General features: G+C 39.1%; 11 protein-coding genes. 9 read left to right on the top strand and 2 right to left on the bottom strand.

The annotated features are described in order from the left end of the window. Window positions 1-90: 90 nt before the first annotated feature. From NFR51_RS00810 to der, 9 genes are all read left to right on the top strand, one after another. The gene (locus tag NFR51_RS00810; RefSeq protein ID WP_251711876.1) at window positions 91-993 is read left to right on the top strand and encodes an alpha/beta hydrolase; all 903 of its coding nucleotides are present in this window, start codon (window positions 91-93) and stop codon (window positions 991-993) included. A 21-nt stretch (window positions 994-1,014) separates the two neighbouring features. Continuing rightward, the gene (locus NFR51_RS00805) at window positions 1,015-1,416 is read left to right on the top strand and encodes a DUF1801 domain-containing protein (protein WP_251711875.1); all 402 of its coding nucleotides are present in this window, start codon (window positions 1,015-1,017) and stop codon (window positions 1,414-1,416) included. Between the two features lie 117 nt (window positions 1,417-1,533). Further along, window positions 1,534-3,270, top strand: a complete 1,737-nt coding sequence (locus NFR51_RS00800; RefSeq protein ID WP_251711874.1) for a ribonuclease J — start codon at window positions 1,534-1,536, stop codon at window positions 3,268-3,270. A 141-nt stretch (window positions 3,271-3,411) separates the two neighbouring features. Beyond that, window positions 3,412-4,734 (top strand): TrkH family potassium uptake protein, encoded by a 1,323-nt coding sequence (locus NFR51_RS00795; protein ID WP_251711873.1) that lies wholly within the window; start codon window positions 3,412-3,414, stop codon window positions 4,732-4,734. A gap of 1 nt (window position 4,735) precedes the next feature. Then, entirely contained in the window at window positions 4,736-5,389 is a 654-nt protein-coding gene (locus NFR51_RS00790) for a potassium channel family protein (protein WP_251711872.1), read from the top strand. A gap of 111 nt (window positions 5,390-5,500) precedes the next feature. Continuing rightward, window positions 5,501-7,057: a signal recognition particle protein gene (ffh, locus tag NFR51_RS00785; RefSeq protein WP_251711871.1), complete on the top strand. Its 1,557-nt coding sequence runs from the start codon at window positions 5,501-5,503 to the stop codon at window positions 7,055-7,057. A 576-nt stretch (window positions 7,058-7,633) separates the two neighbouring features. After that, the gene (locus NFR51_RS00780) at window positions 7,634-8,254 is read left to right on the top strand and encodes a hypothetical protein (RefSeq protein WP_251711870.1); all 621 of its coding nucleotides are present in this window, start codon (window positions 7,634-7,636) and stop codon (window positions 8,252-8,254) included. Window positions 8,255-9,221: 967 nt separating this feature from the next. Continuing rightward, the gene (locus NFR51_RS00775) at window positions 9,222-10,247 is read left to right on the top strand and encodes an AI-2E family transporter (protein ID WP_251711869.1); all 1,026 of its coding nucleotides are present in this window, start codon (window positions 9,222-9,224) and stop codon (window positions 10,245-10,247) included. A 171-nt stretch (window positions 10,248-10,418) separates the two neighbouring features. Continuing rightward, complete coding sequence (gene der, locus NFR51_RS00770; RefSeq protein ID WP_251711868.1) at window positions 10,419-11,729, top strand: ribosome biogenesis GTPase Der; 1,311 nt, start codon at window positions 10,419-10,421, stop codon at window positions 11,727-11,729. Window positions 11,730-11,898: 169 nt separating this feature from the next. Here der and NFR51_RS00765 read toward each other — a convergent pair whose 3' ends face one another. Together NFR51_RS00765 and NFR51_RS00760 are read right to left on the bottom strand one after the other, a co-directional pair. Beyond that, window positions 11,899-12,597 (bottom strand): LrgB family protein, encoded by a 699-nt coding sequence (locus NFR51_RS00765; protein WP_251711867.1) that lies wholly within the window; start codon window positions 12,595-12,597, stop codon window positions 11,899-11,901. Then, a complete protein-coding gene (locus tag NFR51_RS00760; RefSeq protein WP_251711866.1) occupies window positions 12,597-12,992 on the bottom strand; it encodes a CidA/LrgA family protein in 396 nt (131 codons plus the stop codon). The genes NFR51_RS00765 and NFR51_RS00760 overlap by 1 nt, the downstream gene beginning before the upstream one ends. Window positions 12,993-13,240 lie beyond the last annotated feature (248 nt).

Raw genomic sequence — 13,240 nt, 5'->3', positions numbered from 1 at the left:
TTATTTATAGCCTGAGATTCCGTTAGTCAAGTGCCTCCTCACTTTTTCATATTTGAAAAACAAAGACAGAAATCATGCTATAATAAGACCATGGTTTCCTTCTTAATATTCTTATTGGTCCCCATATTTTTCATCCTTGTTGTTAGTTTAGGACTTTTTGTTTTTATTGAAAGTAAAAATAGAAGTATCTGGGTAAAACAGCCTAAAGAAGGCGCAGCATTATACTCTGAATGGTCTGCATTTATGCAGGCTGAAAAGGAGGAATGGCAGTTACAGACACATGACAATCTTGTACTTAAAGCTTGGTATCTCCCAGCTAGAGTGGCAACAGATAAGACAATTTTGCTGTTCAATGGCTATAAGTCTGTAAGAGAGCGTTACGGTGCATTTGGCTGGCTTTTTCATGCGCTGGGATATAACGTACTGATGCCCGACTACCGTGCTGGGGCTAGGAGTCAGGGGACATTTATTGGCTTTGGCTGGTTGGACCTTAAGGACAATAAGGGATGGATTGAAAAAATTATTGAGAAAAATGCACAGAGCCAGATTGCTTTGTTTGGCATATCGATGGGCGCTTCTGCAACGATGATGCTCTCAGGTGAAACACTCCCGGAAAATGTCAAGTGCTTTATTGAAGACTGTGGCTATGATAGCGTGTGGAATGAGTTATCTTATAAGGCGAAACATGATTTTCATTTGCCTCAGTTTCCCTTGATACACCTCCTTTCTTTTTGGTCCAAGCTTTTTGCAGGCTACAGCTGGAAAGAAGCCTCTGCACTTCGTCAGCTGGCGAAAAATAATAAGCCCTTCCTTTTCATACACGGCGATCAGGATACTTTTGTCCCCCTAGAAATGGCCTATCGAAACTATGAGGCAACCCAAGGGCCAAGAGAAATCTATATTGCCAAAGGCGCTCGTCACATTAGGTCTTATGAAATGGATAAGGAAAAATACAAAGAAGTTGTGCAAGTTTTTTTGAACAAATACTTCTAATGCAGAAAGAGAGAATCTTAAATGTATAATGCTGCTGAAAATATCGAAGAGTACATCGCGCAAGCTCAGGACTCGCAACTTTTGAGACAGGTCTTGCACATGGTTCACAGTACCTTTCCAGAAGAAGAACTGCGCTATTTTGACAATGGCAAGACTTTTTCTGCTATTGCTCTGGGGCAAAACCCCTATCCCAGTCCAGGCTATGAAGAAGCAGGCACCATTAATATTGCTTCACAAAAAAATTATGTAGCAGTCTATTTTTATGGTGAAAATATCTCATGGCAAAACAACTTTCCCAAATCAGCAATGGGCAAAGGGTGTTTACGTATCAAAAATTCAAAATTTATGGAAAAATATGAAGTTGAAATAAGGAAATTTTTTCAAAATGTAAAATTGCATAAGCCGCATGGTAAGAGGAATTAAGGAACAGCTGATTGATTTTTTTGTAGCTTTGAGTTATACTTGTAGTAAGTATTCTCGGTGGGGATTGGAATGCCAATCCCTTTTATTACGAAAAAAGAAAGGTTTTTTAATTAATAAATGGCAGATATAAAAATTACACCTTTAGGTGGTGTACGCGAATTTGGTAAAAATATGTACCTGGTGGAGGTGAACGAGCAAATTTTCGTTCTTGATGCAGGTTTGAAGTATGCAGACAGTGATATGTTAGGGATTGACTTTGTGATTCCGGATATTGATTATCTTGTAGAAAATGCAGACCGCGTTGCGGGAATTTTCTTGACACACGGTCATGCAGATTCTATCGGTGCCTTGCCTTATATTGTTTCAGAATTACGTGTCCCTGTATTTGGAAGTGAGTTGACGATAGAGCTTGCTAAAATCAACGTGCGTAACTATGAGGGCAGCAAAAAATTCAAGGACTTCTATGTTGTAACTGAGGAAACAGAAATTGATTTCGGTCAAGCAGTCATTTCCTTTTTCTCAACAACACATACCATTCCAGAATCAATGGGTATCGTCGTTGGCACAGATTCGGGGAATATTGTTTATACGGGTGATTTCCGTTTTGACCCAGCTGTTGCACAAGGCTATCGGACAAACATGCGACGTCTTGCAGAAATCGGAAACAGTAAGGTGCTGGCTCTACTTTCAAGCTCGCCTAATGCTTTGTCAAGCGAACAATCAGCAAGTGAGCATGAAATTTATGAGAAAATCTACGATACAATTGATGAAGCGCAAGGACGTGTAATTATCGCTTGTAACGCTGGTAACCTCGGACGTATTCAACAAGTTGTTGGAGCGGCGCTCAAACTTGGTCGGCGTATTGTCTTTACGGGTCAAGACATGGACCAAATCGTCGAGACAGCGACACGTTTGAAGAAGCTGAAAATTGAAGATAAAAAGGCCATTATTAAGCCAAGTGAAATCAGTAAATATGCGGATGAAGAACTGGTTATTATCGAAACAGGCCGCATGGGTGAACCGCTAAAAGTTCTCGGAGATATGGCTCATAAACGTCATAAGTGGGTGAAAATCAAAGAAGGAGATGTTGCTTTTGCAGTAACAACACCTTCCATCGCTTATGAAACCCTGATTGCGCGCATTGAAAATGATGTCTATCGTGCCGGTGGTGTCATGAAGATGCTGGGGGCAAGTTTGAAGGTTTCTGGACATGCCAACGCACGCGATTTACAATTTATGATCGATATTTTACGTCCGAAAAACCTTATCCCTATCCAAGGCGAATATCGTGAGTTACGTGCTCATGCAGAGTTAGCTATGGAGCTGGGCGTGCTTCCAGAACATATCTTTATCGCTAAAAAAGGTGAGTCTGTATCTTTCAATAAAGAAGACGAAATGATTCCAGCAGGAGTTGTTCCAGCGGAAAACGTGATGATTGACGGTTCGGGTATTGGAGATATTGGTTCAGTGGTTTTACGTGACCGTAAAGTATTATCTGAAGACGGAATTTTTATTGCTGTCATAACCATCAATAAAGCTGAACGTAAAATCATCAGCCAAACACGTGTACATACACGCGGTTTTGTTTATGTCAAAACTTCACGAGATTTGATGAAAGATGCGGGAAACTTGGTAAATGAAACGGTTGAAAAGTATCTTGCAGGAACTGATTTTGATTGGGCAGACCTCAAGGGAGCCATCCGTGATGCTCTAGGTAAATTCCTTTATACTCAAACCCGTCGTAAACCAGTTGTTCTGCCAGTAGTCATGGAAGCACGCGCTCCACAAGAGTTGACCCGCCGCTATAAAGGCAATAAGAAGAAGTCAAGTAAAGCTAGTGGAAAGGCTGGATAGGCTCTCTTCCATTGCTTAAGATTACTTCCCAGATAAACATGGCAAAACATTATATAGTAAAGGCCTGTCTTTTGCTATATTTTTTTGAAAAGAGAAGCGTGTTAGACAAAATATAAACAGGAGAAATAGAGTAAGCACTTCATGCTAAAAAACTTAAAAAAATTAACAGCGCTGCAGATTATTTTTATCGCATTTTTGATGCTCGTGATTGGAGGGGGAACTTTGCTTAGTTTACCGATTTCTTCGAGTACAGGACAGTTTACACATCCGATAGATGCGCTATTTACTGCTGTTTCTGCTGTCTGTGTCACAGGTTTAACTGTAATTGATACCGGTGCCCACTGGTCTCTTTTCGGACAGGTTATTTTATTGCTTTTGATTGAGGTGGGCGGGCTGGGTTTTATGACATTGGTTGTCAGTATTTTCCTCCTCCTCAATCAAAAAATGTCGCTCAAATCTCGACTGATTATTCAGGAATCCTATAGTTTATCAGATATGAGTTCAAGCGTTCGGGTAGTCATTAACGTACTGATTATTTCGCTTTTGATTCAATTTTGTGGCAGTGTTCTTTTGTCCTTTTCCTTTGTACCAAGGTTTGGACTAGTCAAAGGAATTTGGTATAGTGTTTTCCATACCATTTCGGCCTATTGCAATGCAGGTTTTGATCTGTTTGGCAATTCACTTATGCTTTATGAGCACTCGCCATACGTCTTGATGGTTATTGCATCAATGGTTGTTTGCGGAAGTTTAGGGTTCATCGTTATTATGGATATACTGAACTATAGGAAGCAGAGAAGGTTATCCCTTCATACCCGATTAGCTCTTACAACGACAGCATTTCTTGTCTTTGGTGGAATGTTGCTCTTCCTAATTTCTGACTTTGAAAGTGTAAGTAACAATCCATTTATATTTGTCATGCAGAGCCTTTTTCTATCTATTTCTCAGCGGACAGCTGGTTTTTCTATCCAAGAGTATAATTTGTTCAGCCAAGCAAGTATTTTTCTCACCATAATATTAATGGTTATCGGAGGAACATCAGGGTCAACAGCCGGAGGTTTGAAAACGACGACAATAGGTGTTCTAGCGCTCAACGTGCGCTCGATTATTAAGCGCGATAAACACACAAGCTTTAAAAATAGAACAATTCCACAAAGTGTAGTCAAACAAGCATACGAATCAGTCTTTCTCTATTTCTTTATGATGGTTATTGCAACATTTATCCTCCTTTTGACGAATCCAAAATTTCGTGTAGATCAAATTCTTTTTGAAGTTATCTCAGCCTTGTCTACTGTGGGCTTAAGTATGGGAGTTACACCGGAGTTAAATGTGCTCGGAAAAATCATTGTAGGCATTCTTATGTTCATTGGCCGTGTTGGTGTGTTTACGATTATTTATTCACTTAATGCGAAAGATAATCATGAATCTCTCTATAAATATCCAGAAGAAAAGGTAATGGTGGGCTAATATGAAATCATTTGTTGTTATAGGTCTTGGACGTTTTGGCTCTGCGGTTGCCAAAACCATCGCAGAAACAGAAGCCGACTTGCTCGTCATGGATCAAAATGAGGACCGGGTCAATCTCTTTAAAGATATAGTACCTAATGCAATCATTGCGGATGCAAAGGATGAACGTGTTTTGGATGAGATTGGTATTCAAGATTTTGATGTTGCTATCGTTGCTATCGGCGAAGACATTCAGTCTTCTGTACTGGTGACCATGCTTGCTAAAGATGCGGGAGTACCGCAAGTCATCACGAAGGCCGTCGATAAAAATCACTATCGCCTGTTAGAAAAAATCGGTGCAGACCGTGTTGTTCTTCCCGAGGTTGAGATGGGGCGTAAGATTGCTGAAAGTTTAATTTTTGAAAATATTAGTAATGTCGTGGATATTGCAGAAAACATTGAGTTTGCCGAAGTGAAGGTATGTTCGCGTAAGATGAACAACCGTCTCATCTCTGAAATTTCAGAGTTAAATGGCTATGATTTGAATATCAGTTATGTCAAACATATCCATGGTGGAGTAGAAATTGCTTCAGGAGATACGCGTTTGATGATTGGTGACTCCTTGTTTGTCATTGGTCGTCCAGAGGACATCAAGAAACTATCTGAGCAAAACTAAAATTTACAGTGGCATACTTTCATTGTACGAAGACACAGTCAATGATTAGCCTTTGACAGAATGTGATATAATAAAACTATCTGAATAAAATAATAGGACTGGAATATAAAAATGGCTTTTGAAAATCTAACAGAACGTTTGCAAAATGTCTTCAAAAATTTGCGCGGCAAAAAGAAAATCACAGAACAAGATGTAACAGAAATTACGAAAGAAATACGTGTGGCCCTTCTTGAAGCTGACGTAGCTCTTCCTGTCGTGAAAAAGTTCATCAAAGCGATTCGCGAGCGAGCGATTGGGACAGAAGTCTCAGAAGCACTTAATCCAGCGCAACAAGTTATCTCCATTGTCAATGAAGAACTGACAGCAATTTTGGGTGGCGGAGAGGCTGAGCTTCTGAAGTCGCCTAAAATTCCAACAATCATCATGATGGTTGGTTTGCAGGGGGCAGGTAAAACAACCTTTGCAGGTAAACTTGCTAAAAAACTCAAAGAAGAGCAAAATGCCCGTCCTCTCATGATTGCAGCTGACGTTTATCGTCCAGCAGCCATTGATCAATTAAAAACTCTAGGTGAACAGCTTGACATTCCTGTATATGATGAGGGAACAGCTGAAAGTCCTGTAAATATCGTCAAGAACGGTCTAGCGCGAGCGCGTGAAGAACGTAAAGACTATGTGTTGATTGATACGGCAGGACGCCTAGAAATTGACGATAGGCTGATGAATGAGCTGCAAGAGATTAAAGCTCTTGCCCAACCAACCGAAATCCTTTTGGTTGTTGATGCGATGACAGGTCAAGTTGCCGCACAAGTGGCTAAAACCTTTGATGAAAAGTTAGATATTAGTGGTGTCATCATCACTAAACTTGATGGGGATACACGTGGTGGTGCAGCCTTATCTATTCGTGAGATTACGGGGAAACCCATTAAGTTTACTGGTACAGGGGAAAAGCTGACAGATTTGGAAATCTTTTACCCAGACCGCATGAGCTCGCGTATCCTTGGTATGGGGGATATGCTGACGCTGATTGAAAAAGCACAGGCACAGTTTGACGAAGAACAATCCATGAAGATGGCTGCCAAGATGGCGGAAAATCGTTTTGACTACAGTGACTTTGTGGAACAACTTGACCAAGTGACAAACATGGGACCGATGGAAGAAATTATGAAAATGATTCCGGGGATGTCACAAGTGCCTGGTATCGAAAATGTCAAAGTTGATCCGAAAGATATCGCGCGTAAACGTGCCATTGTTCTTTCGATGACACCAGCGGAACGTCAATTAGAGGTGGAGCTTTCACCAGCACGTCGTCGTCGTATCGCTGCAGGTTCAGGGAATAGTTTCATCGAAGTAAACAAGTTCATCAAGCAGTTTAATCAGTCCAAAGACATGATGCAAGGCATTATGAATGGTGATATGGATGCAATGATGCAGCAAATGATGGGCGGCACTGGCGGTAAAATGCCAAACATGAAAAAGATGCCTAACGGAATGCCAGACATGTCTTCCCTAGGAGATTTGCAAGGCCTTATGGGAGGCGGAGCATCTTCTGGCACGCCTGATATGAGTGCCATGTTCGGTGGTGGTCTTAAAGGAAAAGCTACCCAATTTGCCATGAAGCAGGCCATGAAACGCGCGCAGAAAAAAATGAAAAAAGGCAGAAAGAAATAGCATATAAAAGAAGCAGATATCTTTTCGGATGTATCTGGGAGTGAAGACACATGTATAGATGTGACATACACCCAATCAGATACACTGTTATTGACGGCACTTCAGCACTCACCTGAGAGGAAAATCAAGCGTTGACTGTCGTACAATCACACAAGCTGTTCACCGCCAGAGTGAAGACAAAGATGAGCTTTAAAAATTAGTTTCTGATTTGACAAAAATGGAAAGTACTGCTGCTGTGACAGGAGGGGATCTGAATCCCTCAGTCAAAAAGGACATTATCTAAAGTAGTAACTACCAGTTCATAGCTTAGTTTACTACTTGGGGCAAGCTTACCTTAGCTTGTTAAAATCTAAAAAATAAAGGTTGGAAATACCAACAAAACACCTGCCACGTTTATCATTGTGGCAGGTGTTTTGTTTGTGCTTTGTCCTATAATTATAGAGTCTTTTTGCAGCACTAATGATTCTTGCCACAAATGCAAGTAATAAAAAAATAGTCTTACTAATTTCATGATAGCGCTTTACTTTCGGTTGTTAAAGTGATTTAATGGGGGCATCAAGGCATAAGGAGATTCGTGTGAAAAAATTGATTGCCATCTTAGCGATAGCACCTATTTTATTTTCTGCTACAGCATCTTTGAGGGTAAACAGTGCGTCGGCAGATCAAGCTAACACATCTATAACTACAGATGTACAAAAAAGTTTAGAGCATCCACTTTCTTCAGATTTTATTAATAAATTTGACCAAGCTATCAAATTATCAGGGAATAAATTTATTATTGATGCCAATAAATTACCCAAAGATACTGCTTCAGAGGAGTTATCAAAATTAAAAGCACTAATTTCTCAAAAAAATGAAATTATTTCGGATTCTGAAAATTTGAAAAATGGAACAAGAATTGAACAAAATAATAACTCTGTAACCATTATTTCAAATTCTGGAAATAGCGGATTATTAAGATTTAGAGAAGGCAGCAATTACGTCCATGTTTATTGGTGGGGGTTACGTATCGGTCTATCTAAGTCAACTGTAAATGGAATAGGAACTGGGGTTGCTATCGGTGGAGTATGGATTCCTGAACCTACTGTATCTAAGGTTTTAGCTTCTTTGGGCATTCTTGCAGCAGCCTCTCCTGGTGGTATTGTTTTCAATTCCACTCCGCCTATTGCAGTTTTCTGGGGAGCTGAATTCCAATAAAATAATGAGGAGTCTTATTTATGAAGCTTAAAATCTTTCAAACTATTCTTTGTATATTGATTTTTGCTATTCCTTTTGTATTTCCAGATTTCAAATGGTTATACATCCCGTTTTTACTCATATTTTTATTGTCTTTATGGCTTCCATACAAGAGAAAATAAAGACGGAAATACCAATAAGACACCTCCAAAAATGATAAAAGTGTATAATAACTTGTCAAAAAATACTTTTGTTCCTATTGCAGGCTCAGGAGCCATAGTCTGGGGAGTAGGTTTTCAATGAACAGTTATAACCGAATTTATAAATGTGTTGCAATAATTCTAATTTTAGTTAGCTTATTTATCTCTTTTGTGTTGAACAGTAGTTTTTGGGGGCAATTGATATTAAATATACTGTTAGCAACAGTTGTGATAATAAATATTATAGGTATTATTTTAGACAAAAAAAATAAAAAATAGCCAAACGCTATGTGAGTATCAAAAATCAAGAGTAACATTTTAATCTCAGACTGTAGACAAACAGTACTTTTATGATGGCATTACGTTAAGAGGCTCGCGAATTGTTGAACTGCTTTTTGACACCCAATCTGAAAAATATTAAGAAAGACCACCAGAAGACAATAGAGCTCGAATGATGCTACTCTAAGATTGAAAGAGATAAAGGTTTATGCTTTGACTGGGGAAGTGTATGTGTTCCTGTGGGAGGGAGTCACATGCTTTTTTATTCAATCTATTATAGGGAGAAAGCAGGGAGGTGTGAGCCTAATTTTTCTTTCACGGCAGGCAGATCAAGACTTGGGTAAGCAGATTTTAGTCATTTTAAGAAGGAGGAGGGACCTGTGTCTCACACTCTATAGCTGAGATACGTCTTTGGATGTATCTTTTTATATGTTGAACATGATATAATTTAGATGTCTGAAAATTTTAAACTCAAGTTGTTTAACTTAATAAGGAATGAAGGAAGAATCATGGAATACTACCAAAAGTTTATAAAAAATGAGAAGTTGCGCAGATGGATGGTTTTAGCATTTTTGGTCTCTATGCTCTATTTTTTGAGAAGCATTCTCCCACTCACGATTTTGACCTTTGTGTTTAGCTATCTCGCTTATCGATTTGTAAGTTTTGCTGAGAGAAAAATAAAACTCCCCGGAAAAATAAGTGGTTTTATCCTTTATGGAGTAATTCTCTTTTTAGCGTATTGGGGAATTACAGAGTATATTCCTGTATTGGTCAATCAGCTTACACACTTAATCAATGCAGTGAACAAGTTTTATCAGAGCAACAGTCATGGCGGCAGCGCTCTGATGAATTCGCTGTATACGCTTTTCAAGGAATACAATCTTGCAGATAAACTTCAAAGCAGTTTGGGAACGCTTGTTAACTATGTGACCAGTTTTGGAAAAGGATTATTGATAGTTCTTTTTGCCTTTTTAATGAGTTTCTTTTTTACGATTGACCGTAGGGAAACCAACAAGTTTTCAAAACTTTTCCTAAAAAGTGATTTTGCGTGGTTCTTTGAAGACACCTACTATCTTGTCAGCAAATTCTTCACTGGATTTGGTGTAGTGTTGGAAACACAGTTTATTATCGCAGTGGTTAACACCCTCTTAACTGTTGTAGCACTAAGTTTCATGGGATTTCCTGAACTTTTGAGTCTAGGAGTGATGATTTTCCTGCTTAGTCTTATTCCTGTTGCTGGAGTTCTAATCTCTTGTGTGCCTTTAGCGATTATTGGCTATTCTATTGGTGGAATTAAGGATGTTATTTTGGTTTTACTGATTATAGCCCTGATCCATGCTCTGGAATCTTATGTGCTTAATCCACATCTTATGGCCCATAAGGCAAAACTGCCGATGTTTTATACCTTTGTCATTCTTTTTTTAGGGGAACATTTCTTTGGCGTTTGGGGATTAATTGTGGGTATTCCGATTTTTAACTTTGCTTTAGATTTACTCGGGGTTAAGGAGATTCCGATTAAAAACATTGAAAAATAACTTTGAGTACTCTGGATTTTTTGTCCCATTTTTGAAGTGAAAGGGCAGAGCTATAAAAAAAGTCAGTAAAATGTTACAATTACAGTATATGCTCTTTCTCTTTCGTATGAAAAAAAGAGAGGGAATAAGAGAAAAGAGCTTATTACTGATAAGAAAAGGATAAAAAAATAAATGACACTACCTACAGTAGCTATTGTTGGCCGACCGAATGTTGGTAAGTCAACAATCTTTAACCGTATTGCTGGGGAGCGTATCTCAATTGTTGAAGATGTTCCTGGAGTGACACGTGACCGTATTTATGCCACAGGAGAGTGGCTGAACAAAAAATTCTCACTTATTGATACGGGGGGGATTGAACTTTCGGATGAGCCTTTCATGACACAGATCCGTGCTCAAGCAGAGATTGCGATGGAAGAAGCCGATGTCATCGTTGCCGTTGTAGATGGAGAAACAGGGATTACAGATGCTGACGAACATGTGGCGCAAATTCTTTATCGAACAGACAAACCAATTATCCTCGTTGTCAATAAAGTAGATAACCCTGAGCGTCGTATGGAAATCTTCGACTTCTACTCACTCGGACTTGGGGAACCTTATCCGGTATCTGCTGTTCACGGTTTAGGGACAGGGGATCTTCTTGATGCAATTATTGAAAACCTGCCAACAGAAACAGAAGAAGAAAACCCAGATGTTATCAAGTTCAGTTTGATTGGTCGACCAAATGTTGGTAAATCAAGTTTAATCAATGCCATTCTTGGAGAAGAACGTGTCATTGCCAGCCCTGTTGCAGGTACGACACGTGATGCGATTGATACAAGTTTTACGGATGCTGAAGGCCAAGAGTTCCTCATGATTGATACAGCAGGGATGCGTAAATCTGGGAAAATCTACGAAAATACAGAAAAATATTCTGTGATGCGCGCCATGCGTGCCATTGACCGGAGCGACATTGTTCTTATGGTTATTAATGCAGAGGAGGGAATTCGTGAATACGACATGCGTATCGCAGGTTTCGCTCATGATGCAGGTAAGGGAATTCTTCTCGTGGTCAACAAGTGGGACACACTTGAAAAAGATAATTACACCATGAAAAAATTTGAAGAAGATATTCGCTGGAAATTTAAATTCCTTGATTATGCACCGATTGTCTATGTTTCAGCTAAAACAGGTCAACGTCTCCATAAACTTCCAGATATGATTAAGGAAATTCATCATTCACAAAATCTTCGTATTTCAAGTTCTGTCTTGAATGATGTTATTATGGATGCAGTAGCGATTAATCCAACACCGACAGATAAAGGGAAACGTTTGAAGATTTTCTATGCAACACAAGTTGCAGTGAAACCACCAACATTTGTGGTTTTCGTTAATGAAGAAGAACTGATGCATTTCTCTTATATGCGCTTCTTAGAAAATCAAATCCGTAAAGCCTTTGTCTTTGAAGGCACACCGATTCATTTGATTGCACGTAAACGTAAATAATAAAAAAGACTGGGACAAAAGTCCAAAATAATGAAAAATCGCTCGATTTCGGCAAATAAGAATGCCGTGGTTGAGCGATTTTACTTTTACGATTATGGTTAATAGTATCCAAATTCGGACTTTTGTCCCAGCTTCTTTATTATTTTTTAGAACTTCAAGAAAGTAGGACTTAATAACCAAGAATAAGATGAGCCACTAGAGGTGCGAAAATCACATACATAATCCCGGTTACACCAATAGCCAAAGCTCCCATTGCACCTTGAACTTTTCCTAGCTCAATGGCAGTTCCTGTACCAACAGCATGTCCAGTGCCGCCAAGCACAACACCTTGGGCAACAGGAACTTTAATTTTAAAGCATTTCATCAACGGCACGCCAAGGACACTTGTCAGAATTCCGGTAGCGACAACGACGACAACAGTGATTGTCGTAACACCTTGCATCTTTTCAGTGATGCCGATGGCCATAGCAGTGGTTACAGATTTTGGAAAGAGGGACAAGGAAGCTAATTTTGATAAACCGAAAAATTTTAATAATACGGCCGTAATAACTGTATTGATAAGCGCAGCAGCAGCGATACTGATTAAAATAGAGCGTGCATGGTGTTTCATGAGCTGAAAGGTTTTATACAAAGGAATACCTAAGGCAACAGTTGAAGGACCAATCAAATCATTTAAGATGCCCCCGCCTTTGTAATAATTCTCATAGGGTATTTTGGCTACAACCAAAATCAGGATAATAACCAGAGTTGCAAAAAGCAGAGGATTTGTCCAAGGTTTACGTATATTTTCATTAAGACGTACACCAACAATAAATATCAGGAGCGTAAGGGTTAGACCAAACAGAGGGTTAGAAGTAATGGCATCCATCAGTGAACCTCTCTTTTATTTTTTAACAATTCAGGATCAAGGTAATCTCCCTCATATTTGACTTTGATAAATTGAACCAAATGACCCAGAACAAAGACATTCACGGTAAGAGCAAGGAGAACAATCAAGGCGATTTGCCACCAAAAGTCGGAAATTAAGGACCATTTGGCCATGATTCCTACACCAGCGGGTAAAAATAAAATCGTCATGTTATTGATTAAGAAGCTCCCAACCTCATCTACATCGGTGAATTTTAAAACTTTAAATTGCAGTGCAAGGAATAAGAAAATCATTCCTAAGATACTTCCGGGAACAGGAAGATGCAAACTGTTTGACAGCGTATCTCCCACGAAAGAAAAACCAAAAATAATAAGTAACTGAAAATAAATTTTCATAAAAATCTCCTATAAATCACACTCTTTTTATCATAGACCTTTAATGCCAGATTTTCAAGAATTTTAAGAAGGAGCCACAAGATATATGGAGTACATTTCATGGAAATAAGAGCAGCATTTGAGCAGATAGCCGAGGGAAATTTTTTTATAATCATGGGGCTTGACATCACGTTAAAATATGTTATAATAAGTCTAAATAAAAACTACTAGAAAGGAGCGTTCGAGGGAGCGCTCTTTCTGTGTTGTTT

This window comes from Lactococcus ileimucosae, assembly GCF_943193185.1.
In the GTDB taxonomy this organism is placed as follows: domain Bacteria; phylum Bacillota; class Bacilli; order Lactobacillales; family Streptococcaceae; genus Lactococcus; species Lactococcus ileimucosae.
Note: the sequence above shows the minus strand (reverse complement) of the source record. Positions and strands in the feature narration are given on the sequence as shown.

What these genes read in the sequence shown, in the direction of transcription:
- NFR51_RS00795 (WP_251711873.1), top strand. Translation starts at nt 3,412, where the DNA reads ATGCTAAAAAACTTAAAAAAATTAACAGCGCTGCAGATTATTTTTATC.
- der (WP_251711868.1), top strand. Translation starts at nt 10,419, where the DNA reads ATGACACTACCTACAGTAGCTATTGTTGGCCGACCGAATGTTGGTAAG.
- NFR51_RS00765 (WP_251711867.1), bottom strand. Translation starts at nt 12,597, where the DNA reads ATGGATGCCATTACTTCTAACCCTCTGTTTGGTCTAACCCTTACGCTC.
- NFR51_RS00760 (WP_251711866.1), bottom strand. Translation starts at nt 12,992, where the DNA reads ATGAAAATTTATTTTCAGTTACTTATTATTTTTGGTTTTTCTTTCGTG.
- ffh (WP_251711871.1), top strand. Translation starts at nt 5,501, where the DNA reads ATGGCTTTTGAAAATCTAACAGAACGTTTGCAAAATGTCTTCAAAAAT.
- NFR51_RS00810 (WP_251711876.1), top strand. Translation starts at nt 91, where the DNA reads ATGGTTTCCTTCTTAATATTCTTATTGGTCCCCATATTTTTCATCCTT.
- NFR51_RS00790 (WP_251711872.1), top strand. Translation starts at nt 4,736, where the DNA reads ATGAAATCATTTGTTGTTATAGGTCTTGGACGTTTTGGCTCTGCGGTT.
- NFR51_RS00775 (WP_251711869.1), top strand. Translation starts at nt 9,222, where the DNA reads ATGGAATACTACCAAAAGTTTATAAAAAATGAGAAGTTGCGCAGATGG.
- NFR51_RS00800 (WP_251711874.1), top strand. Translation starts at nt 1,534, where the DNA reads ATGGCAGATATAAAAATTACACCTTTAGGTGGTGTACGCGAATTTGGT.
- NFR51_RS00805 (WP_251711875.1), top strand. Translation starts at nt 1,015, where the DNA reads ATGTATAATGCTGCTGAAAATATCGAAGAGTACATCGCGCAAGCTCAG.